This is a genomic window from Arthrobacter sp. UYCu712, assembly GCF_040547005.1.
Classification (GTDB): Bacteria; Actinomycetota; Actinomycetes; order Actinomycetales; family Micrococcaceae; genus Arthrobacter.
Window position 1 is genome coordinate 139,181 of the sequence record NZ_JBEPOZ010000004.1, and the last position, 22,480, is coordinate 161,660.

Sequence of the window (22,480 nt, forward strand, 5' to 3'; positions counted from 1 at the left end):
AAACCGGCCCTAGCCCCATCCGCAGCAGACATCCTGCAGGTTCCTGAGTCCGAATCCCTGGCTGCGGCCAAGCCCGCCCGGAAAGCCAGCGGGTCCGCGGGGCCGGTTTCCGCCACCGAGGCCCCCGTGATTCCGGTCACCGGCCAGCCCCGGCTGATGGTCCTTGACGGTCACTCCATGGCATTCCGGGCGTTCTTCGCCCTGCCGGCGGACAAGTTCTCCACCGCCACGGGGCAGCACACCAACGCCGTGCACGGATTCACGTCCATGCTGATCAACCTCGTCAAGGAACAGAAGCCCACCCACATTGCCGTGGCCTTCGACGTCTCGGATGACACCACGCACCGCAAGGCCGAATACAGCGACTACAAGGGTGGCCGCAACGAGACTCCCCGGGAGATGAGCGGCCAGATCGACCTCATCGACAAGGTCATGGGCGCTTGGGGCATCAAGACTATTAAGATGCCCGGCTATGAAGCCGACGACATCCTGGCCACCCTCGCCACCATGGGGGACCATGCCGGTTTCGAGGTGCTCCTGGTGTCCGGTGACCGTGATGCCTTCCAGCTCATCACCGACAACGTGTTCGTGTTGTACCCCAAAAAGGGAGTCAGCGACATCCCCCGCCTGGATGCCGAGGCCATCCAAGCAAAGTACTTCGTCAGCCCCGCCCAGTATTCGGACCTTGCGGCACTGGTGGGGGAGTCCGCGGACAACCTCCCCGGCGTTCCTGGCGTGGGCCCCAAGACGGCAGCCAAGTGGATCAACCTCTACGGCGGGCTGGAAGGGGTTCTCGAGAACCTCGACACGATCGGCGGGAAGGTGGGGGACGCCCTCCGCGAAAACGTTGAGGGCGTCTTGCGCAACCGGCGCCTGAACAGGCTCCACACCGACCTCGACCTCGCGGTGACGCTGGACGAACTTGCGGAGCCGCGTCCGGACCAGGCCGCCATCGAGGAACTCTTCGACACCCTCGAATTCAAGACCATCCGCACCCGGCTCTTTGCCCTTTACGGTAATGAGGTACCGGAAACCGAGCGGGAAAGCCTCGAAACCCCGGACTTCGTGACCCCCTCGGACGCTGCCGAACTGGCCGCTTTCCTCGAGTCGGGGGCCGGCCAGCGATCCGCCGTTGCCGTCGACCTCGTGCCGGGCAGGATCGGCGAGGATGCCGCAGCCCTGGCGATCGTCCGGGACGACGCCGCCGCTTACATCGACCTCGCCGGCCAGGATGCCGCCGCCGAGAACGTCCTGGCCGGCTGGCTCGGGGATGCGGACGCGCCCAAGGTCATGCATGGCTACAAGGCGGCCCTCAAAGCACTCTCCAACCGCGGCCTGGACCTGGAAGGCGTGGTGGACGACACCTCGATCTCCGGGTACCTGATCCAGCCGGACCGCCGCAGCTACGAACTCGCCGAACTGGCCCAGCACCACCTCAACATCAGCGTCTCGACCGAGGCCGCCAAGGCCGGCCAGCTTGAACTGGCGTTCGACGGCGATGACGCCGCCGCCGCCGGCGCCCTGGTCCAGGTGGCCGCCGTCGTCCAGGCCCTGAGCCGCTACTTCGAAACGGAACTGACGGAACGCAAAGCCCAGGACCTGCTGACCACCCTGGAGCTGCCAGTCAGCCGGGTCCTGGCCGACATGGAACTCGCGGGCATCGCCATCGACATGCCGCGGATGGACGAGCAGCTGGCGGATCTCGCCAAGGTGATCGACAACGCCCAGGAGCTTGCCTTCGCCGCGATCGGCCACGAAGTGAACCTGGGTTCGCCGAAGCAGCTCCAGACGGTGCTGTTCGAGGAACTGGGCCTGCCGAAGACGAAGAAGATCAAGTCCGGCTACACCACTGACGCCGCGTCGCTCAAGAACCTGCTGGAAAAGACCGGGCACGAATTCCTGGTCCAGCTGATGGCGCACCGCGAGTCGTCGAAGCTGCGCCAGATGCTGGAGTCGCTCAAGAAGTCCGTCACCGACGACGGCCGGATCCACACCACGTACGCGCAGAACGTCGCGGCCACGGGCCGGATCTCCTCCAACAACCCCAACCTGCAGAACATCCCCATCCGCAGCGAGGAAGGCCGGCGGGTCCGCGGCATCTTTGTGGTCAGTGAAGGCTATGACTGCTTGCTGTCCGCGGATTACTCGCAGATCGAAATGCGCATCATGGCCCACCTCTCGGGCGACGCCGGCCTGATCCAGGCGTACCAGGACGGCGAGGACCTGCACCGGTTCGTGGGTTCCAACATCTTCCATGTGCCCACCGACCAGGTGACCAGTGCGATGCGTTCCAAGGTCAAGGCCATGTCCTACGGCTTGGCCTACGGCCTGACCTCATTCGGGCTCTCCAAGCAGCTCGAGATTTCCGTCGACGAGGCCCGGACCCTCATGAAGGACTACTTCGACCGGTTCGGCGCCGTCCGCGACTACCTCCGCGGTGTGGTGGACCAGGCCCGGATCGACGGGTACACCGCCACCATCGAGGGCCGCCGCCGGTACCTCCCGGACCTCACCAGCACAGACCGCCAGCTGCGCGAGAACGCGGAGCGCATCGCGTTGAACTCCCCGATCCAGGGCTCGGCCGCCGATATCATCAAACGGGCCATGCTGGGCGTCTCCGCCGCGCTGGCCGGGCAGGGCCTGAAATCGCGGATGCTGCTGCAGGTCCATGACGAACTCGTTTTGGAAGTCGCGGCAGGGGAGCGCGAAGCCGTGGAGAAGCTCGTGACGGAGCAGATGGGGGCGGCTGCCGAGCTGACCGTCCCGCTGGACGTCCAGATCGGCGTCGGCTCCAGCTGGTACGAGGCGGGGCACTAGGTTCTTCGGCTCCGGGCCGCCGGGGCCGCACGATTCGCAGCAGGTCTTTCACAGGGGAGAAACACGTGGCAGAAAAGTACGAAGTCCGTCGGTTCCGCGCGGTCGAAAAGGGCGGACCCGGCTACACGTCGGGGACGGACTGGCTGCGCGGCGTCGGCGTCGGGTTCTACGACGAGCGGCCCAAGGACGAATTCGTGGACAAGGTCATGGCCATGTACCGCGTGGACAACCGGGAAATGACGGGGGTCTACCAGACCGGTACCGTGGCGCCCCACTCCATGGCCGCGGACGTCCCCGTGGCAACCTTCGGGACCCTGCGCAAGGATCTGAACATCGGCTACGGCCGCCAGCTAGAAGCGCAGCTCGTGACTGCCGTGACCGTCCGGGGCACGCACCGGCGGCAGGGGCTGCTGCGCCGCATGATGACCGAAGACCTCGCCGCGACGAAGGCCGACGGCGTCGCCCTCGCTGCCTTGACGGCGTCGGAGGCCTCCATCTACGGGCGGTTCGGCTTCGGCGTCGCCACGTTCGAGCGCAGCATCAAGGTGGACACCGGGCCCCGGTTCCGGGTCCGGCACGTCCCGACGGGCACTGTGGAGGTCGCCGACCGGAAAGTACTGCTGGACCTGGCCCCCGAAGTGTTCGAGCGGGTCCACCGGGCAACGCCGGGATCCATTGTGCGCCAGGATGCGTACCGGCAGCGCAGCTCGGGCACCCTGGGCCGGAACGGCGCGGAGGACGACTCGATCAGGTGCGTCCTGCGCTACGACGCCGCCGGAGTTGTGGACGGCTATGTCGCCTACAAGTTTTCCGGGTGGGACACCAAGCCGCACGCCATGGAGGTCGTCGACCTCGTGGCGGCTACCGACGACGCGTATCTGGAGCTGTGGCAGTTCCTCGGCAGCATCGACCTGATCCAACGGGTCACATGGGCCGAAGCACCCGTAGACGATCCGCTCACGTGGGCCCTTGAGGACCCGCGCTGCATCGAGTCCGGCGAAAACGCCGACATGCTCTGGCTCCGGATCCTGGACACCGTCCAAACCCTTGGCGCGAGGCGCTACTCGGGCGACGGCAGCCTGGTGCTGGGCATCACCGACAGCCTCGGTTTCGCGGACGGAACGTTCACCCTGGACGTGCGAGACGGCAAGGCCACTGTCGCGGAGGCCCCCGCAGGGACGGTGCCCGAGCTGGTCCTCGACGTCGCCGAACTTGGCTCCATCTTTCTCGGCGCTGTCTGCCCGGTGACACTCAGGGCAGCCGGGCGCATCACCGAAAAGGCGCCGGGGGCGGCGCTGATGGCGCGGCTCATGTTCGCCGTCGAGCGCCCACCGCACTGCCTGACCCACTTCTAGCCGGAAAACGGCCGCCGGCGGGACCCGCTGGGTACCCGTTGCGCTTTGACCGGCGTTGGCGGAAACGACTAGACTAAACGGGCGCGTACTACGTGCGCGCATCTACAAGCCACAAATCAGGATGACCCGGCTGATCGCAGTTGAGAAGCCGTGTGCTTCGCCTGCATTCCATAATGCGGGCGCAGCGGTTTGCCTGACCGACTAACTATCCACAACGGAGCCCCTACTACATGACCATCACCTCCACCGAGAAGCCCGGTACCCCCGTAGTCGCCATTAACGACATCGGTACCGCTGAGGACTTCCTCGCAGCAGTCGACGCCACCATCAAGTACTTCAACGACGGAGACCTCGTCGAAGGTACCGTCGTCAAGGTCGACCGCGACGAAGTTCTGCTCGACATCGGTTACAAGACCGAAGGTGTCATTCCCTCCCGCGAGCTTTCCATCAAGCACGACGTTGATCCCGGAGACGTTGTCTCCGTTGGCGATCTCGTCGAAGCCCTGGTGCTCACCAAGGAAGACAAAGAAGGCCGCCTGATCCTCTCCAAGAAGCGCGCTCAGTACGAGCGTGCCTGGGGCGACATCGAGAAGGTCAAGGAAGAAGACGGTGTCGTCACCGGTACCGTCATCGAGGTTGTCAAGGGTGGTCTTATCCTCGACATCGGCCTGCGCGGCTTCCTGCCCGCATCCCTCGTCGAGATGCGCCGTGTGCGCGACCTTGCTCCGTACATCGGTCAGCAGATCGAAGCCAAAATCATCGAGCTGGACAAGAACCGCAACAACGTTGTGCTGTCCCGCCGTGCCTGGCTCGAGCAGACCCAGTCCGAGGTCCGTTCCACGTTCCTCAACAAGCTGGAAAAGGGCCAGGTCCGTCCCGGCGTCGTTTCCTCCATCGTCAACTTCGGTGCCTTCGTGGACCTGGGCGGCGTAGACGGCCTGGTCCACGTTTCCGAGCTGTCCTGGAAGCACATCGACCACCCGTCCGAGGTTGTCGAAGTTGGCCAGGAAGTCACCGTCGAGGTTCTTGAGGTCGACCTGGACCGCGAGCGTGTTTCCCTGTCGCTCAAGGCTACGCAGGAAGATCCGTGGCAGACCTTCGCCCGCACCCACGCCCTCGGGCAGGTTGTTCCGGGTAAGGTCACCAAGCTGGTTCCGTTCGGCGCGTTCGTTCGCGTTGAAGACGGCATCGAAGGCCTGGTCCACATCTCCGAGCTCGCAGTCCGCCACGTTGAGCTGGCTGAGCAGGTTGTCTCCGTTGGTGACGAGCTGTTCGTCAAGGTCATCGACATCGACCTCGAGCGTCGCCGCATCTCCCTCTCCCTCAAGCAGGCTAACGAGGGCGTTGACGCCGAGAGCACCGAATTCGATCCGGCTCTCTACGGCATGGCCGCTGAGTACGACGAAGAGGGCAACTACAAGTACCCGGAGGGCTTCGATCCGGAGTCCAACGAGTGGCTTGAAGGCTACGAGACGCAGCGCGCCGCCTGGGAGCAGCAGTACGCTGACGCCCAGACCCGCTGGGAAGCACACAAGAAGCAGGTTGCCCAGCACGCTGCCGACGACGCTGCAGCTGCAACGTCCGGCGAGAGCGATTCCGGCACCACCAGCTACTCCTCCGAACCGGCTGCAGCCGAGTCCAACACCGGTGGCGGCACGCTCGCTTCCGACGAGGCTCTTGCAGCGCTCCGCGAGAAGCTGACCGGCAACTAATTGCCCTTGGCTCTCCGGGAGTACGCTCCGGAGATCAGGCAGTTGGTAGCTTGAAGTAGCACCGTGAAGGTGGCCGTCCCTTAGGGGCGGCCACCTTTCGTTTAAGCCGCGGCGCGTTGGCCGCGGCGCGTTGGCCGCGGCTCCGGGGGGACATGCCCAGTCTTAGCGCCGGTCACGGGACATATCGGGACGATGCCCGTCCCTGAGCCCGGGGACAGGGCATGTGCCGCGGTCCCCGGACGCGGCAGGCAGGTCCTTGACGCAGGTCGACGCCCGAGTCCACACTATGCAGGTTGTAAGGCAGGGTTCACTGGAGGGGACAACTCATGACTGAAGCATCAAAGCCGGCGCAAACGGCAGCGGAACCGGATGGAGCCGGCGCATGGCCGAGGGGTATTTCCGCTATCACCCTGTTCGTCGAGGACCTGGCTGCCACCCGACGGTTCTACCAGGAAGTGTTCGGCTTGCCGGTGGCATTCGAGGACGACGCTTCCACCGTGTTCAGGTTCGAGAACACCATGATCAACCTGCTCAAGGCCAGCGAGGCGCCGGAGCTGATTCACCCGGCGGCCGTGGCCCAACCCGCAGCCGGGGCGCGGATGCAGTTCACCATCGAAGTGGACGACGTCGACGCCACGTGCGCCGAGCTGGCCGGCCGCGGAGTCGAGCTGCTGAACGGCCCGATTGACCGGCCATGGGGGATCCGCACAGCCAGCTTCCGAGACCCCGCCGGCCACATCTGGGAGATCGCCGCGTAGCAGGAGCCCGCCAGCCGTAGCTCAGGGGGACATGTCCAGTCTTTGCTCGCGGTCCAGGGAGACATGTCCATTACTGGGCCTGGGGAATGGGCATGGTGGGTATATGTCCTGTGGCTGCGGGGAGCGTGGCGCATGTCCCGTCGTAGGGTTGGGGTCCGGGAGGATTTGGCTCAGTCCAGGTTTCTGGTTCCGGGGACATGTCCAATCCTGGGCCTATGGAATGTGCATGCTGGGTATATGTCCAATGGCCGCGGGGAAGATGGGGCATGTCCCGTGGGGATGGGGACGCGGGGACCTGGGCACGCGGAGTGCGCGGCGGGCCGCGGACGCCGGTTCAGCGCAGCGGGATCCGGGCCCGGACCGGCACCGCGGCGTCGCCGGAGTCCGCGCCGGACACGAATTCGGAGCCCGCCGAGCGCAGGAGGGCCAGGGCTCCCGCATTGCCGGCGGTGGTGTCCGCCTCCAGGGCCGTGGCTCCGGAGAGCACCGCCTGCGCCTTCACCAGCCGGAGTGCCTCAGCGCCGATTCCCCGCCCGCGGAGGCTCCGTGCCAGCCAGATCCCGGTCTCCAGCACGCCCGGCCCGGTCCGCCGGAGCCGGATGGAGCCGGCGAGCTGCCCGCGGTAGCTGATGGCCCAGCTCTTCTGCTGCGCCGGCCCGTCCAGGCCGGACGAGGCATCATGATGGTATTCGCGGAACCAGCTGATCCGTTCCGAGTTCCAGCCGACAGCGCTCCCCAACGGCGGCGTCACTTCGTCGGCGTCGGCGTCCTGGATCGCGACGGTAAGGAGTTGCTCCAGCACTTCCTCGTTGACGTCCACGAGACCGACGTCCGCGGCCGGGGCCTGCTCAGCTGATGGGGACATCGATCCACTCCGTTTCTCCAGGCAGCAGCAAGGCACTTCCGGCCGTGAGCGCGGCGAGCCGCTCACCGGCGTCCGCCAGCCCCGCCGGATCATCCGGCAGGGCAAGTCTCAGAATTGTAGTCTGCGCCTCGTAACTGGTTTCCGCCATGACAAAGCCTGCGGCGCGCAGGTCGTTTTCCAGCCGGCCCGCGGCCGTGTGCGGCACAGTGACAGCGCATATCCGCAGCCGGCGCCGACGCACCAAAGGGGCCCGGCCCAAGGCGGCGGAGACGGACTCGGAATACGCCCTGACCAGCCCGCCCGCCCCGAGCAGGATCCCGCCGAAGTAGCGGACGACGACGGCGGTCGTGTCGCTGAGGTCGGTGACCCCGGGGACGGTCTCGCGTTTGAGCAGTGCTTCGAGCATCGGTATGCCCGCGGTCCCTGAGGGCTCGCCGTCGTCGTTGGAGCGCTGCACGGCACGGTCGGGACCGAGCACGAAGGCGGAGCAATGGTGCCGGGCGTCGTGGAATTCCCGGCGCAGCCCGGCGAGCACGGAACGGGCGCTGTCCTCGTCGCCGGTGCGGTGCAGCACGGTGATGAACCGGGACCGCTTGATTTCGATCTCGTGGCGGAACTCCGGTCCGGCAAGAGAGGTGTACGCGGTGGCCCTGCTCTCCGGGGTCACCGCATCATCTGCCACCCGATCAGTTTAGTCTGGAGGGATGCTGAAGATCGGGTTGACGGGCGGTATCGCCTCAGGGAAGTCAGTGGTCGCTTCGCGCCTGCGCGAACTCGGCGCGGTGCTGGTCGACGCCGACGCCCTGGCGCGGGAGGTGGTGGAGCCGGGGACTCCCGGGCTGGCGCGCGTCGTCGATGCCTTCAGCGCCGCGGTCCTGACCCCCGACGGCGGTCTGGACCGCGCCCGGTTGGGCGCCCTCGTGTTCGGCAACCCGGAACGCCTCGCCGTGCTGAACGGCATCATCCATCCCTTGGTCCGGGAACGTGCCGCTGCGCTGGTGGCAGCCGCCCCGCGCGGCGCCGTCGTGGTCCAGGACATCCCGCTCCTCGTCGAAACGGGGCAGGGCGCAAACTTCCACCTGGTGCTGGTGGTGGACGCCCCGGACGCCGTCCGCATCCAGCGGATGGTCGAACACCGGAAAATGACCGCCGAGGACGCCGGGTCCAGGATGTCCGCCCAGGCCACGCGTGAGGATCGGCTCGCCGCGGCCGACGTCGTCCTGGATAACTCCGGCGCCAAGGACGAACTCAGGGACGCGGTGGACCGGCTCTGGCAGCACCGGCTGGCACCCTTCGCGGAGAACCTGGCCAAGCACCGCCTGGCCCCGCGCAGCGGCGGGCCGGTGCTCAGCCCGGCCGATCCCGGCTGGCCGGCCCAGGCTGCCCGGCTCATTGCCCGCCTGCGCGCGGCGGCGCCGCAGGACGTCCTGTCCGTCGACCACATCGGCTCCACGGCAGTCCCGGGCCTCGACGCGAAAGACGTCCTGGACCTCCAGCTCACCGTTGCGGACCTGGCGACGGCGGACCGCCTCGAACCCGTGCTGGCCCAGGCCGGGTTCCCGCGATGGCCGGGGGCCATCGCCGACAACCCCAAGCCCTCGCAGCCGGACCCCGCCGCGTGGGACAAGCGCTTGCACGGCAACGCGGATCCCGGCCGGGCCGTGAACCTCCATGTCCGCCCCGCCGGGTCGCCGGGCTGGCGCTATGCGCTGTGCTTCCGGGACTGGCTGCGGGACGACGCGGCCGCCCGCGCCGACTACCTGGCCGAAAAGCGGCGGGTGGCGCGGCGGCATGGCGTGGACAAGTCGACGGCGGGCTACGCGGCCGACAAGGAGGCCTGGTTCACCGACTACGCGGCACCCCGCATGGAGGAGTGGGCGCAGCGCACAGGCTGGCGGCCGCCGACCTATGGTGCCGATCCCGCGGACGGCAGCGCGCAGGATCCGGCCGCCGGTACCGCCCAAAGCTGAAACAGGAGTTCTTGTCGGTGCCCGGCGGTAGATTAGGTACATGAGTCTTGCCCAGGAGATCAACCGTGTCGTGGCGCCCTTCGAAGTCATCAGCGAGTTCCAGCCGGCGGGTGACCAGCCGGCCGCAATCGCCGACCTGACCGAGCGCATCAGGAACGGCGAAAAGGACGTGGTGCTGCTCGGCGCCACCGGTACCGGCAAGAGCGCGACGACGGCCTGGCTGATCGAGCAGGTCCAGCGCCCCACTCTGGTGATGGTGCAGAACAAGACCCTCGCCGCGCAGCTGGCCAACGAATTCCGTGAGCTGCTCCCGAACAACGCGGTCGAGTACTTCGTCTCCTACTACGACTACTACCAGCCCGAGGCCTACGTGGCGCAGACGGACACCTTCATCGAGAAGGACTCCTCCGTCAACGAGGAAGTCGAGCGGCTCCGGCACTCCGCCACCAACGCGCTGCTGACCCGCCGCGACGTGATTGTGGTGGCTACCGTCTCCTGCATCTACGGCCTCGGCACCCCGGAAGAGTACATCGCCGGCATGGTGACCCTGCGCAAGGGGGCGGAGATGAACCGCGATGACCTGCTCCGGAAGTTCGTCTCCATGCAGTACGCCCGCAATGACATGGACTTCCACCGCGGCACGTTCCGGGTGCGCGGCGACACCGTGGAAATCATCCCGATGTACGAGGAGCTGGCGATCCGGATCGAGTTCTTCGGGGACGAGATCGAGAACATCCACACCCTGCACCCGTTGACCGGCGAGGTGCTCCGGGACGAGGACGAAATGTACGTCTTCCCGGCCTCACACTATGTGGCCGGTCCGGAACGCATGGGCCGGGCGATCAAGAGAATCGAAGACGAACTTGCCGAGCGCCTCTCGGTGCTGGAAAGCCAGAACAAGCTGGTCGAGGCGCAGCGGCTCCGGATGCGCACCACCTACGACCTGGAAATGATGCAGCAGATGGGGTTCTGCAACGGCATCGAGAACTACTCCTCGCACATCGACGGACGCGCCCGCGGGACCGCGCCGCACTGTCTCATCGACTACTTCCCGGACGACTTCCTCCTGGTGATCGATGAATCCCACGTCACTGTGCCGCAGATCGGCGCCATGTACGAGGGCGACATGTCCCGCAAGCGGAACCTCGTGGACCACGGCTTCAGGCTGCCCTCGGCGATGGACAACCGCCCGCTCAAGTGGGACGAGTTCCAGGACCGTGTGGGCCAGACCGTCTACCTGTCCGCGACCCCGGGCAAGTACGAGCTCGGCAAGTCCGACGGCTACGTCCAGCAGATCATCCGTCCCACCGGCCTGATCGACCCCGAGGTGATCGTCAAGCCCACCAAGGGCCAGATCGATGACCTTCTGGGCGAGATCCGGACCCGGACCGCGAAGAACGAGCGCGTCCTGGTCACCACCCTGACCAAGCGGATGGCCGAGGACCTCACGGACTATCTGCTGGGGCACGGGGTGAAGGTCGAATACCTGCACTCCGACGTCGACACGCTCCGCCGGGTGGAACTGCTCCGGGAACTCCGGATGGGCGTCTTCGACGTGCTGGTGGGCATCAACCTGCTCCGTGAAGGCCTCGACCTGCCCGAGGTGTCCCTCGTCAGCATCCTGGACGCGGACAAGGAAGGCTTCCTGCGCTCGGCTACCTCCCTGATCCAGACCATCGGCCGCGCCGCCCGCAACGTCTCCGGCGAGGTCCACATGTACGCGGACCGCATCACCGACTCGATGGCCAAGGCCATCGATGAGACCAACCGGCGCCGCGAGATCCAGGTCCAGTACAACACCGATAACGGCATCGACCCGCAGCCGCTGCGGAAGAAGATCGCCGACATCACAGACCAGATCGCCAAGGAGGACGCGGACACCCGCGAGCTGCTGGCCGCCGCGGGCAAGGCCCGCGGCAAGGGCAAGGGCGCTGCGAAGGTCCGGGCGGACGGGCTCGCCGCCGCGCCGGCCGAGGACCTCGTGGGCCTGATCGAGCAGCTTACCGAGCAGATGCACGCCGCCGCCGGGGAACTGCAGTTCGAGCTCGCGGCCCGGCTCCGCGACGAGGTGGGGGACCTCAAGAAGGAACTGCGGCAGATGCAATCCGCAGGTCACGCCTAGGGTAAAGTTGGTAGGACGTAGGGGAGTATCCCAAGCGCTACGATCGTCAACACGCACGGCACAGACGCCTTGCCGGGCGTAGCGGGCAGAGCCAGGCAGCACCAGGTACCTAGTACCGGTCGCCCAGGGCGGTCGGAGAGACTTACACCGCTCAGCTGTACCCTGCGAAAGGTATCTTCGTGCCCGAACTTCCCGTCTGGTTTGAGGTCGGCTCCTTTGTCGTCCTCGGCATCATCCTCGCCATCGACCTGCTCCTGGTCCTGAAGCGCCCGCACGAACCCTCCATGAAGGAGGCCGGGCTGTGGGTGGCTTTCTACGTGGCACTCGCTCTGGTCTTCGCCGGCGCCATGTTCGCCTTCACCGGCCCCGAGTACGGCGGGCAGTTCATCGCCGGCTGGGTGACGGAATACAGCCTCAGCATCGACAACCTGTTCGTGTTCATCATCATCATGGCCCGCTTCTCGGTACCGCGTAAGTACCAGCAGGAAGTGCTGATGGTGGGCATCATCATCGCGCTCATCCTGCGCGGCATCTTCATCTTGCTCGGTGCCATCGTGATCGAACAGTTCAGCTGGGTCTTCTACATCTTCGGTGCTTTCCTGCTCTGGACCGCCTGGAAGCAGGCCCAGGACGAGGGTGAGGACGAGGAAGACAAGGAAAATCCGCTGATCGCCCGGATCCGCAAGGTCATCCCGATGTCCGAGAAGTTCGACGAGGGCAAACTGCGCACCGTAGTGGACGGGAAGAAGGTCTTCACGCCGATGCTGATCGTCTTCATCACGATCGGCATGACGGACCTGCTGTTCGCCGTTGACTCCATCCCGGCCATCTTCGGCCTCACCCAGAGCGCCTTCATTGTCTTCACCGCGAACATCTTCGCCCTGATGGGACTGCGCCAGCTGTACTTCCTGCTCGGCGGCCTGATGAACCGTCTCATCTACCTCAAGCACGCACTGTCCGTGATCCTGGCGTTCATCGGCGTCAAGCTGGTCCTCCACGCCATGCACGTGAACGAACTGCCGTTCATCAACGGCGGCCAGCACATCGAGTGGGCCCCCGAGATCCCCACCTACGTGTCCCTCGCGGTGATCATCGGCACGATCGTCGTGGCGGTCATCGCCAGCCTGATCAGCTCCAAGGCCTCGCAGGCCAAGCTGGACTCCCGCCTCGAAGAGGACTCCCGCAAGAGCCTGAGCGACGTCGAGTAAGTCCCTGGTCCGGCCAGGCCGGACCACGAAAATCACTGCAGCAGCAAAACGGTACGGCGCCGGATCCCCCAGGGACCGGCGCCGTGCCGTTTCCGTGTTGGGCTCAGTAGCGCACGGAGCGGGTCATGCCCAACAGCCGGGCAAAGATCCCTTCGCCGTCGTCGGCGATGCCGTCGTGGTGGAAGTCCGCGGACTCCCAGACCTGCAGGCCGCGCACCGCGGCCGCCGTCTCCAGCGACAACTCCCGGTCCACGTAGATGTCGTCGCTGTAGACGGCCGCGGCCACCGGGACGCTGTTGAGCGCCAGCCGGTCCGGATCGTAGAGCGGCGCCCAGTCGGACTTTTCCGCCAGCAGTTGCGCCACATTCCGCAGCGGCCGCAGCGCCGGATCCTGTTCGAAGTACCAGGGGTAGACCATCTCGCCGGTGAGCAGCGGTTCCGGCGCGTCCGGCGAAAACTCCGGGAAGTCCTGCAGCACGCGCCAGGCCGCCCAGTCGGTAGCCTCGCCCTGACCGTAGATGGATTCGTGCATCAGGGCGTACAGCGGGTTGCCGGCCCGGGACACGAGCCCGGCGACCTGTTCGAGGAAGGCATCCGAGAGCCGGTCGCCGCCGGGTGTGCTGACGAAAGCGTCCTCCAGCAGGTGGTGGAGCGCATCCACCCGGGTGTTGCCGCCCAGGAACGAGCCCACCATCTGGAAACGCTCCACGGTCAGTCGTTCGCCGTCGGGCAGGAGTTCCTCCGTCGAGCGGAGGTGGCCGGCGACCCGGGTGACCGCCGCGCGGTCCTCGGGGTACCAGTTGAAGTATTTGGCGTTGCGGGCGGCGACCCGGTTGAACGTGGCCTGGTACACTCGGTCCGCAGTCCCCTTCAGCGCGGCCAGCCCGCCCGTGATCAGGACTTCGCGCAGGCCCTCGGGGACGAAGGAGAGGTAGCTCAGGGCGCAGAATCCGCCGTAACTCTGACCGTAGATGGTCCACGGTGCCGAGCCCAGGGCGTGCCGGATGGCTTCCGCGTCCGCCACGATGGAGTCGGCCCGGAAATGCGTCAGGTACGCCGCCTGGTCGGCGTCGATACCGCGCAGCGGCAGCGTGTTCCGGTCGATGCCGGAGGACAGCCCCGTGCCGCGCTGGTCCAGCATGAGGATGCGGAAGTCCTTGGCGGCGGCCTTGCTCCAGCCGCCGAGTGTCGCGAACCGGTTGCCGCGCCCGCCGGGGCCGCCCTGCAGGTACAGCAGCCAGGGCAGCTCGGCTGCCTCCCGTTCGCTGTGTTCTGCAGAGACGTACTCGCGGGCGAACACGGTGATGGTCTCGCCGCCCGCGCCGCCGAAGTGGTCCAGGGGAACGTCAAAGTAGTGCTCCGCGGTGCGCATGCCGCGGTACTCGTGCCGTGCCTTGACAGTGTGCGGGACGGTGACGGCGGACATCCGCGCCTCGAGGACGTTGGCCGCAGCAAGCCCGGTAATCGGCCGGTCAGCCACGCCGCGGTCAGCCACGGGCGTGGGCCTGGCGAGCGGTACCGAAGGCTTCCAGCGCGCCGCCGGTGAGCCGGAAGGTGGACCATCCCTCCATCGGGGCTGCGCCGAGGTTCCTGTAGAAATTGATCGAGGGCTCGTTCCAGTCCAGGACGCTCCACTCGACGCGCGCGTAGCCACGTTCGACGGCGGTCGCGGCCAGATGCTGCAGCAGCGCCTTGCCGTGGCCGGCGCCGCGGGCCTCGGGCGTGACGTACAGGTCCTCGAGGTAGATGCCGTGGACGCCTTCCCACGTGGAGTAGTTCAGGAACCACAGCGCGAAGCCCTGCACGTCGCCGGCCCCGTTCTCGGCCATCGTGGCAAAAACCCTCGGGTTCTCGCCGAACAGCGCGCCGGCGAGCATCTCCGGGGTGTTCCGGACGGCATCCGGCTCTTTTTCATAGATGGCCAGGTCGTGGATCATCTGGAGGATTGCGGGGACATCGTTCGCCGTCGCGGGCCGGATTACGCTCATTGTCCGAGTTTACTAGCGCCTACAGCCGGTTGACGTCGGTCACCCGGACGACGGCGGTTCCGGTTTCGTCGGAGGCCGCGAGGTCCACCTCGGCCGAGATACCCCAGTCCTGGTTGCCGGCCGGGTCCTCGAAGATCTGGCGGACCTTCCACGTGCCGGTTTCCTCGGTGATGATCAGCAGTCCCGGGCCGCGCGCGTCGGGGCCGGTGCCGATGTCGTCGTGTTCGTCGAAGTAGTCGTCCAGGGCGTCTTCCCAGCGTTCGGCGTCCCAGCCGGACCCGCCGTCGAGCTCGCCCAGGGCGGAGGCCGCCTCGTCCGCGAACAGCTCCACACGGCGGAACATCTCATTGCGGACCATCACGCGGAACGCCCGGATGTTGGACGTCAGCGACGGCGGCGGGGGCGGGGGAGCGTCATGCGGCGTCGGTGCGGCGCCGGAGGTGAGCTCCTCCCATTCGTCGAGCAGGCTCGAGTCCACCTGCCGGACGAGTTCGCCCAGCCAGGCGATGAGGTCCTCGAGGTCCTCGCGGAGCGCGTCCTGCGGCACGGTCTGGCGGAGCGCCTTAAACCCGTCCGCTAGGTAGCGCAGCACAATGCCTTCGGAGCGGGCCAGCCCGTAAAACTGGACGAACTCGCCGAAGTTCATGGCGCGTTCGTACATGTCCCGGACCACGGATTTGGGCGCCAGCTCGAAGTCGCCGATCCACGGCGCCGCTTTGCGGTAGACGTCGAACGCCTGGCCGAGGATTTCGGCCAGCGGCTGCGGGTAGGTGACTTCCTCGAGCATGGCCATGCGCTGGTCGTAATCGATGCCGTCGGCCTTCATCGCGGCGATCGCCTCGCCGCGGGCCTTCTTCTGCTGCGCCGAGAGAATCTGCCGCGGCTTCTCCAGGGTGGACTCGATCACCGACACGACGTCCAGGGCGTACGACGGCGATTCCGGGTCCAGGAGCTCAAGCGCCGCGAGGGCGAAGGGGGACAGCGGCTGGTTCAAGGCGAAGTTGGGCTGCAGGTGGACCGTCAGCCTGACGGTGCGGCCGTCCGGCCCCTGCTGCTCCGGCGGAATCCGCTCCACGACGCCGGCCGCCAGCAGTTCCCGGTAAATGCCCAGGGCCTTCTTCATAAGCTGCAGCTGGGAGGACCGCGGCTCATGGTTTTCCGTGAGCAGCCGGCGGGCAGCCTTGAACGGGTCGCCCGGACGTTCCATCAGGTTCATCAGCATCGCGTGCGTCACGGTGAAGCTGGAGGTCAGCGGGTCCGGAACGGACTCCACGAGCCGCTTGTAGGTGGGCTCGCCCCAGGACACGAAACCCTCGGGCGGCTTCTTCTTGACCACCTGGCGCAGCTTCTTCTGGTCATCGCCGAACTTGGCCGTGGCCTTAGCCATCGCCTTGACGTTTTCGGTGACGTGTTCGGGGGCCTGCACGACGACGGTCCCGGCCGTGTCGTAGCCGGCCCGGCCGGCCCGGCCGGCGATCTGGTGGAACTCGCGGGAGTTCAACAGCCGGGTGCGGACGCCGTCGTACTTGCTGAGTGCGGTGAGCAGCACCGTGCGGATGGGCACGTTGATGCCGACGCCGAGGGTATCCGTGCCGCAGATGACCTTGAGCAGGCCGGCCTGGGCCAGCTGCTCGACGAGGCGGCGGTACTTCGGCAGCATGCCGGCGTGGTGCACGCCGATCCCGTGCCGGACCAGCCGGTTGAGGGTTTTCCCGAACCCGGCCGCGAACCGGAAGCCGGCAATCAGCTCGGCGATCTTGTCCTTTTCCTCGCGGGTGCAGACGTTGATGCTCATGAGGTTCTGCGCCCGGTCGATGGCTTCCACCTGGCTGAAGTGCACCACGTAGACGGGCACCTGCTTCGTGGCGAGCAGCTCTTCGAGGGTCTCGTGGACCGGCGTCTGCTCGTAGTAGTAGTGCAGCGGGATGGGGCGCTCGACGGAACTCACGGTCGTCGTCGGACGGCCTGTCAGCTCGCTGATGCCCGCCTCGAAGCGGCTCATGTCGCCGAGCGTCGCGGACATCAGCAGGTACTGGGCCTGGGGGAGTTCCAGGAGGGGAACCTGCCACGCCCAGCCGCGCTGCGGGTCGGAGTAGAAGTGGAACTCGTCCATGATGACGGAGCCCAGTTCCGCGGCCGCGCCTTCCCGCAGGGCAGTGTTGGCCAGGATTTCCGCGGTGCAGCAGATAATCGGGGCGTCCTGGTTGACCCCGGAGTCACCCGTGATCATGCCGACGTTTTCGGCCCCGAAGATCTCGCACAAGGCAAAGAACTTTTCGGACACGAGGGCCTTGATCGGCGCTGTGTAGTAGCTGCGCTGTCCCCTCGCCATGGCCTGGAAATGCGCGGCGATCGCAACGAGGGATTTACCGGACCCCGTGGGGGTCGCGAGGATCACGTTGGAGCCGGAGGCCAGTTCCATGATGGCCTCGTCCTGGGCGGTGTACAGCGCCAGTCCCCGGCTCTCCGTCCACTCGACGAAGCGCGTGTACAGCTCGTCCGGGTCCATCCCGGTCCTGCCTGGGATTCGGGCGGCCGGGGCGGGGAGCTGATCAACGAGTTTCATCACGCTCCAGCTTAGTGGGCCGGGTCCTGGCGGGTGCGCCTTCCTTGACGCACCCGCGGCCGGGGTTAGGCTTCGAGAGTCGGATTGTCGCCGGTGACCGGAGGAAAATCATGCAGTGGGACCCCACCAAATACGTGCAGTTCGGAGACCACCGGGACAGGCCCTACTTTGACCTGACAGCCCGGGTCCACGCGGAGGATCCCCGGTTGGTGGTGGACCTCGGCTGCGGCCCCGGCAACCTCACGGCGACGCTCGCGGAACGCTGGCCCGCCGCGCAGGTGGTGGGCCTGGATTCCTCCCCGGAAATGCTGGCGAAAGCCGGCGCCCACGCCGGGAACACCCCCAACCTGTCCTTCGACCTGGCCGACATCGCCGCCTGGCGGCCCTCCGGGGAGACCGGCGTCGTGGTCACCAACGCCGCCCTGCAATGGGTCCCCGGCCACCGTGAGATGCTGCCGGGCTGGCTCGCCGCCCTCAAGCCCGGGGCCTGGTTTGCCCTGCAGGTCCCCGGCAACTTCAACTCGCCGTCCCACACGCACATGCGTCAACTGGCTGAGTCCCCGGCCTGGGCAGGCCGGCTCGCCGGTGTGCTCCGGCACCACGACGTCGTCGGGGAGGCCGCCGAATACCTCAACATCATGCTCGACGCCGGTTGCGACGCCGACGCCTGGGAAACGACCTACCAGCAGCTCCTGCCGGGCGAAAACCCGGTCCTGGAGTGGGTCCGCGGCACCGGGCTCCGTCCCGTGCTGGCCGCCCTGTCCGACGCCGAGGCGCACGAGTTCGAGGCCGAATATTCCGCCCGGCTGGCCGAGGCCTACCCGTCCGGGCCGCACGGAACTCTCTTCCCGTTCCGCCGGATCTTCGCCGTGGCCCGCAAACGGGACTGAGCGGCCCGCCGGCACGCCCGCCGGCACGCCCGGCGGCCGTTCTGCGGCCCGGAGCGTGTGACCACAAGCAGGCTGTGATGGGGCTTACAATGACGAAGCGGCGCGGGGGCGCCCCAGCTGATCCCGGATCCGAGCCCTCAATCCATGACGGAGGTTAGGTGCTAATAGGCCTGATGCGGCGGCAGCTATCCGCCCATAGGGGGACGGTGGTGGCCATCGTCCTCCTGCAGCTCGTGCAGACCACGGCCAACCTGCTCCTGCCCACGTTGAACGCCGCCATCATTGACGAAGGGATTGTCGGCGGGAATACCCGGGTGATCCTCGACCTGGGCGGCTGGATGGCTGTGATCGCCGCCGTCCAGGTGCTAACGGCCATTCTCGCCGGCTACCTGGGCGCCGTGGTGGCCATGGAGGTGGGCCGCCAGGTGCGCGAGGAGCTCTTCGACAAGGTCCAGTCACTCTCCTCCCAGGAGGTCGCCGCGTTCGGCGCCGCCAGCCTGGTGACGCGGGCCACCAATGATGTGACGCAGATCCAGAACCTCGCCGTCCTGGTGTTCACCATGCTGGTGGCGGCACCGGCCATCTTCCTCGGCGGCATCGTCCTGGCCATGCACCAGGACCTGGCCCTGTCCGGCATTGTGGTCGCCGTGGTGCCCGTACTCGCCATCATCATGGTCCTGATTGTCCGCCGCCTCGTTCCGCTGTACCGGGAGGGCCAGGGGCTCATCGACCGGATCAGCAGGGTGCTGCGGGAGCAGATCATCGGCGCCAGCGTCATCCGCGGCTTTGTCCGGCAGAGGCACGAGATCCGGCGGTTCGACGGCGCGAACAAGGACCTCACCCGGAACAACCTGCAGTCGGCGCTGCTCATCGCCGGGATGATGCCGATGATCATGCTTGTGGTCAACCTGTCCTCGGTCGGCGTTGTCTGGTTCGGCGGGCACCGGATCCAGTCCGGCGAGATGAAGCTGGGAGCGCTGACGGCCTTCATCGCCTACATCCTGCAGATCCTGATCGCGATCATGATGGCCATGTACGTGTTCATGACCGCCCCCCGCGCGTCGGCCTGCGCGGAACGCATCCAGGCGGTCCTCGGCACCGAACCGGCCATCGCAGACGGCACCGGCCCGGCGGACGGCACCGGCCCGGCGGGGAACACCGTGGAGTTCCGCGGTGTCGCGTTTGCCTATCCGGGTGCCGAGGCTCCTGTGCTGGAGGGCATCAGCTTCACGGCGGTGCCCGGCACCACCACCGTGGTCATCGGCGCCACCGGCAGCGGCAAGACCACCCTCCTGAACCTCCTGCCGCGGTTCCTGGACGCCACGGCAGGGCAGATCGCGATCGGCGGGCTCGATGTCCGTTCGCTGCCGCTGGCGACGCTCCGCGGTCTCATCGCCGTCGTGCCGCAGCAGTCATATCTTTTTTCCGGGACGGTGGCGGACAACCTGCGGATGGGTTCGCCGGAAGCCACGGACGCGGAACTCTGGGAAGCGCTCACCACGGCGCAGGCCGAAGATTTCGTCGCCGAACTGCCGGCGGGGCTGCAGTCGCCGGTGAGCCAGGGCGGGACCAATTTTTCCGGCGGCCAGCGGCAGCGGCTCTGCATAGCCCGCGCGCTGCTCCGGGCCGCCCCCGTCTACGTGTTCGACGACAGTTTCTCGGCGCTCGACTACGGCACCGACTACCGGCTGCGTGAGGCCATGGAGCCGCTCCTTCGCTCCGCCACCGTGCTGGTGGTGGCGGAGCGGGTGTCCACCATCGTCGACGCTGGCCTGATCCTGGTGCTGGAGGACGGCCGGCTCGTGGCGCAGGGCACCCACCAGGAGCTGATGGAAACCTCGCCAAGCTACCAGGAGATCGCAGCCTCTCAGCTGGTGCTGGAGGAGAACCCGTGACCGGGTCGCACGCTCTGGTGGGCGCTGCCCGGTCCCGCCGGCGCGCCATCGGCAGGCTGCTCGGATTGCTCCGGCCGTCAAAATGGCGGATGGCCGGGGTCATCGCGGCCACTTGCGCCTTCGTGGTTCTCAACGTGGCCGCGCCCAAAGTCCTCGGCGACGCCACCGACGTCGTGGTCGACGGCGTCGTCGGAGGTACTTTCGACGAGGACAAGCTGGCGGCGCTGCTCGCGGCCGTCTCCCTCATGTATCTGGGGGCCTCGGTCTTCAGCTGGATCCAGGGCGCCCTGGCCGCCACGGCCGTGCAGCGGCTCGGGTTCGGTCTCCGCGCCTCCGTCGAGGAGAAACTGCATGTGCTGCCGCTCGGCCACTTCGACGAACAGCATCGGGGCGACGTCCTGAGCCGGGCCACCAACGATGTGGACAACATCTCGCAGGCCCTGAACCAGCTGCTGAACCAGCTCATCATGTCCGTGCTGATGCTCTCCGGGGCGCTGGCCATGATGCTGTGGATCTCACCTGTCCTGGCGCTGATTGCCCTGGTGTCCGTGCCGATCTCGGCCCTCATCACCGTGCTCGTAGCCCGGAAGTCGCAAGCGCATTTCACCGAGCAGTGGGGGAGCACGGGCGAGCTGCACGCGCAGCTTGAGGAGTTCTTCACCGGCCATGAGGTCATCAAGGCCTTCGGCCGGCAGGAGGAAGCGGCCGCCCGCTTCCGGGAGGGCAACGGCAAACTCAGCCGGGCCAGCGCCCGCGCCCAGTATGTGTCAGGGGTGGTGCAGCCCCTCATGGTCTTCGTCTCGAACCTTAGTTACGTCGCCGTTGCCGTCGTCGGGGCGCTCCAGGTCACGGCGGGCGCCATGACAATCGGCGGCATCCAGGCCTTCATCCAGTTCAGCCGGCTTTTCAGCCAGCCGATGGGCCAGATCGGCGGAATGCTCACCCTTATGCAGTCCTGCCTCGCCTCGGCCGAGCGGGTCTTTGCGCTGCTGGACGCCCCGGAAATTTCTGCCGAGCAGCCGGACACAGCGGGGGCCCTGGCCACGGCGGGGGATCCGGCGAACACCGGACCCACAGCCAACGGCCGACGCCCGGGCAAGCAGCCGCCCGGCGGGACGACGACTGCGGCCGAGGGCCGGATCTCCTTCGAACACGTCAGCTTCGGCTACAGCCCCGGGGTTCCCGTGATCCACGACCTCTCCTTTGCCGTGGAGCCGGGGCAGACCGTGGCGATTGTGGGCCACACCGGCGCCGGCAAAACAACCGTGGTGAACCTGCTGATGCGGTTCTATGAACTGGACTCCGGACGGATCACCGTCGACGGCGCCGACATCGCGCAGATGCCCCGGGACGAGCTGCGGTCCGGCCTCGGCACCGTCCTTCAGGACGTCTGGCTTTTCACGGGCAGCATCCGGGAGAACATCGAGTACGGCCGGCCCGGCGCCGGCGATGCGGAGATCGCTGCCGCGGCGCAGGCCAGCCACGTCGACCAGTTCGTCCGTTCGCTGCCGGACGGCTACGGCACCATGCTCGGCGACGGCGGCGGCTCGCTCAGCCGGGGACAGCGGCAGCTCATCTCGATCGCGAGGGCGCAACTGGCGGGCCGCAGCATCCTGGTCCTGGACGAGGCGACGAGCTCGGTGGACAGCCGCACCGAGGTGCAGATCCGCCAGGCGATGCAGCGCCTCCGGCAGGGCCGCACCAGCTTCGTGATTGCCCACCGCTTGTCCACCGTCCGGGACGCTGATCTAATTCTCGTCATGGACCACGGACGGATTGTTGAACACGGGACCCATCAGGAGCTGTTGGGCAGGAGCGGGCTGTACTGGGATTTGTACAACGCCCAGTTCGCGGGCAGCGAACAAGTACTCGGCCTCAAGGAGCCGGAACTGTGAGCCCCACGGAGAAGCTGGCGGACCGGTTCCCCGGCGCCTGGAAGCCCAACCAGGCCAGCTCGGTCCCGTTGTTTGAACAGCTCCGGCTCAACATCATCGAACGGGCCGACGACGGCACGCTGGCCGCGGGCACCCGGCTCCCGGCAGTCCGCAGCCTCGCCGCCGAACTCGGCGTTGCCCCGCACACGGTGGCGCGCGCCTACAAGGAACTCGAGGCCGCCGGGGTCGTCGCGACCCGCGGCCGGAACGGGACGGTTGTGTGCGCCCGGGACGAAGCCTGGAACTCGCTGTCCGCCGCCGCGGCGGACTTCGCGGCGGCAGCCAAGGCCCAGGGCGCCAGCTTTGCCGAGGCCGTGCACCTGCTTGCGGCCGCGTACGACCGTGACTGATGTCCCGCTAACACACGGGACCGGATTCCCCGGCAGGTGACACAGTCGGG

Annotated in this window: 16 protein-coding genes; 11 read left to right on the plus strand and 5 right to left on the minus strand. The window is 67.1% G+C overall.

The annotated features are described in order from the left end of the window. The first annotated feature begins 156 nt into the window (after positions 1 to 156). The 4 genes from polA to ABIB51_RS05990 all read left to right on the plus strand — a co-directional run bounded on the left by polA (position 157) and on the right by ABIB51_RS05990 (position 6,642). The gene (gene polA / locus ABIB51_RS05975; RefSeq protein ID WP_354186689.1) at positions 157 to 2,817 is read left to right on the plus strand and encodes a DNA polymerase I; all 2,661 of its coding nucleotides are present in this window, start codon (positions 157 to 159) and stop codon (positions 2,815 to 2,817) included. Between the two features lie 65 nt (positions 2,818 to 2,882). Then, on the plus strand, positions 2,883 to 4,172 hold the full coding sequence (locus tag ABIB51_RS05980; RefSeq protein WP_354186430.1) for a GNAT family N-acetyltransferase: 1,290 nt from the start codon (positions 2,883 to 2,885) through the stop codon (positions 4,170 to 4,172). 230 nt (positions 4,173 to 4,402) lie between these two features. Beyond that, the gene (gene rpsA / locus ABIB51_RS05985) at positions 4,403 to 5,884 is read left to right on the plus strand and encodes a 30S ribosomal protein S1 (RefSeq protein WP_354186432.1); all 1,482 of its coding nucleotides are present in this window, start codon (positions 4,403 to 4,405) and stop codon (positions 5,882 to 5,884) included. Positions 5,885 to 6,210: 326 nt separating this feature from the next. Beyond that, positions 6,211 to 6,642, plus strand: coding sequence for a VOC family protein (locus ABIB51_RS05990; RefSeq protein WP_354186434.1), 432 nt, complete (start codon positions 6,211 to 6,213; stop codon positions 6,640 to 6,642). 334 nt (positions 6,643 to 6,976) lie between these two features. On the opposite strand, the gene ABIB51_RS05995 is transcribed toward ABIB51_RS05990, so the two are convergent. Both ABIB51_RS05995 and ABIB51_RS06000 read right to left on the minus strand, forming a co-directional pair. Continuing rightward, positions 6,977 to 7,507, minus strand: a complete 531-nt coding sequence (locus tag ABIB51_RS05995; RefSeq protein WP_354186436.1) for a GNAT family N-acetyltransferase — start codon at positions 7,505 to 7,507, stop codon at positions 6,977 to 6,979. Then, positions 7,491 to 8,189 (minus strand): IMPACT family protein, encoded by a 699-nt coding sequence (locus ABIB51_RS06000; RefSeq protein ID WP_354186438.1) that lies wholly within the window; start codon positions 8,187 to 8,189, stop codon positions 7,491 to 7,493. The genes ABIB51_RS05995 and ABIB51_RS06000 overlap by 17 nt, the downstream gene beginning before the upstream one ends. Positions 8,190 to 8,211: 22 nt before the next feature. Between ABIB51_RS06000 and coaE the strand changes: the two genes are divergently transcribed. The 3 genes from coaE (at position 8,212) to ABIB51_RS06015 (ending at position 12,807) form a co-directional block, all read left to right on the plus strand. Next, on the plus strand, positions 8,212 to 9,477 hold the full coding sequence (gene coaE, locus ABIB51_RS06005; RefSeq protein WP_354186440.1) for a dephospho-CoA kinase: 1,266 nt from the start codon (positions 8,212 to 8,214) through the stop codon (positions 9,475 to 9,477). 40 nt (positions 9,478 to 9,517) lie between these two features. Continuing rightward, positions 9,518 to 11,599, plus strand: a complete 2,082-nt coding sequence (gene uvrB / locus ABIB51_RS06010) for an excinuclease ABC subunit UvrB (RefSeq protein WP_354186442.1) — start codon at positions 9,518 to 9,520, stop codon at positions 11,597 to 11,599. Between the two features lie 179 nt (positions 11,600 to 11,778). After that, positions 11,779 to 12,807: a TerC family protein gene (locus tag ABIB51_RS06015; protein WP_354186444.1), complete on the plus strand. Its 1,029-nt coding sequence runs from the start codon at positions 11,779 to 11,781 to the stop codon at positions 12,805 to 12,807. Between the two features lie 103 nt (positions 12,808 to 12,910). On the opposite strand, the gene ABIB51_RS06020 is transcribed toward ABIB51_RS06015, so the two are convergent. From ABIB51_RS06020 to ABIB51_RS06030, 3 genes are all read right to left on the minus strand, one after another. After that, entirely contained in the window at positions 12,911 to 14,233 is a 1,323-nt protein-coding gene (locus tag ABIB51_RS06020) for an alpha/beta fold hydrolase (RefSeq protein ID WP_354186691.1), read from the minus strand. A gap of 61 nt (positions 14,234 to 14,294) precedes the next feature. Further along, the gene (locus tag ABIB51_RS06025; RefSeq protein ID WP_354186446.1) at positions 14,295 to 14,795 is read right to left on the minus strand and encodes a GNAT family N-acetyltransferase; all 501 of its coding nucleotides are present in this window, start codon (positions 14,793 to 14,795) and stop codon (positions 14,295 to 14,297) included. Between the two features lie 19 nt (positions 14,796 to 14,814). Then, on the minus strand, positions 14,815 to 17,361 hold the full coding sequence (locus tag ABIB51_RS06030; RefSeq protein WP_354186448.1) for a DEAD/DEAH box helicase: 2,547 nt from the start codon (positions 17,359 to 17,361) through the stop codon (positions 14,815 to 14,817). A gap of 110 nt (positions 17,362 to 17,471) precedes the next feature. Here ABIB51_RS06030 and ABIB51_RS06035 point away from each other — a divergent pair, with 110 nt between their 5' ends. The 4 genes from ABIB51_RS06035 to ABIB51_RS06050 all read left to right on the plus strand — a co-directional run bounded on the left by ABIB51_RS06035 (position 17,472) and on the right by ABIB51_RS06050 (position 22,430). Next, positions 17,472 to 18,251 (plus strand): trans-aconitate 2-methyltransferase, encoded by a 780-nt coding sequence (locus ABIB51_RS06035; RefSeq protein WP_354186450.1) that lies wholly within the window; start codon positions 17,472 to 17,474, stop codon positions 18,249 to 18,251. Between the two features lie 173 nt (positions 18,252 to 18,424). Continuing rightward, the gene (locus tag ABIB51_RS06040) at positions 18,425 to 20,146 is read left to right on the plus strand and encodes an ABC transporter ATP-binding protein (protein ID WP_354186452.1); all 1,722 of its coding nucleotides are present in this window, start codon (positions 18,425 to 18,427) and stop codon (positions 20,144 to 20,146) included. Positions 20,147 to 20,235: 89 nt separating this feature from the next. Further along, on the plus strand, positions 20,236 to 22,041 hold the full coding sequence (locus tag ABIB51_RS06045; RefSeq protein WP_502916081.1) for an ABC transporter ATP-binding protein: 1,806 nt from the start codon (positions 20,236 to 20,238) through the stop codon (positions 22,039 to 22,041). Continuing rightward, positions 22,038 to 22,430: a GntR family transcriptional regulator gene (locus ABIB51_RS06050; RefSeq protein WP_354186456.1), complete on the plus strand. Its 393-nt coding sequence runs from the start codon at positions 22,038 to 22,040 to the stop codon at positions 22,428 to 22,430. The genes ABIB51_RS06045 and ABIB51_RS06050 overlap by 4 nt, the downstream gene beginning before the upstream one ends. Positions 22,431 to 22,480 lie beyond the last annotated feature (50 nt).

Bases quoted from the DNA above. Each gene is read 5' to 3' on its own strand.
- polA (WP_354186689.1), top strand. From the start codon at position 157: ATGGTCCTTGACGGTCACTCCATGGCATTCCGGGCGTTCTTCGCCCTG.
- rpsA (WP_354186432.1), top strand. From the start codon at position 4,403: ATGACCATCACCTCCACCGAGAAGCCCGGTACCCCCGTAGTCGCCATT.
- ABIB51_RS05990 (WP_354186434.1), top strand. From the start codon at position 6,211: ATGACTGAAGCATCAAAGCCGGCGCAAACGGCAGCGGAACCGGATGGA.
- ABIB51_RS05995 (WP_354186436.1), bottom strand. From the start codon at position 7,507: ATGTCCCCATCAGCTGAGCAGGCCCCGGCCGCGGACGTCGGTCTCGTG.
- coaE (WP_354186440.1), top strand. From the start codon at position 8,212: ATGCTGAAGATCGGGTTGACGGGCGGTATCGCCTCAGGGAAGTCAGTG.
- uvrB (WP_354186442.1), top strand. From the start codon at position 9,518: ATGAGTCTTGCCCAGGAGATCAACCGTGTCGTGGCGCCCTTCGAAGTC.
- ABIB51_RS06020 (WP_354186691.1), bottom strand. From the start codon at position 14,233: ATGTCCGCCGTCACCGTCCCGCACACTGTCAAGGCACGGCACGAGTAC.
- ABIB51_RS06025 (WP_354186446.1), bottom strand. From the start codon at position 14,795: ATGAGCGTAATCCGGCCCGCGACGGCGAACGATGTCCCCGCAATCCTC.
- ABIB51_RS06030 (WP_354186448.1), bottom strand. From the start codon at position 17,361: ATGAAACTCGTTGATCAGCTCCCCGCCCCGGCCGCCCGAATCCCAGGC.
- ABIB51_RS06035 (WP_354186450.1), top strand. From the start codon at position 17,472: ATGCAGTGGGACCCCACCAAATACGTGCAGTTCGGAGACCACCGGGAC.
- ABIB51_RS06040 (WP_354186452.1), top strand. From the start codon at position 18,425: ATGCGGCGGCAGCTATCCGCCCATAGGGGGACGGTGGTGGCCATCGTC.
- ABIB51_RS06045 (WP_502916081.1), top strand. From the start codon at position 20,236: ATGGCCGGGGTCATCGCGGCCACTTGCGCCTTCGTGGTTCTCAACGTG.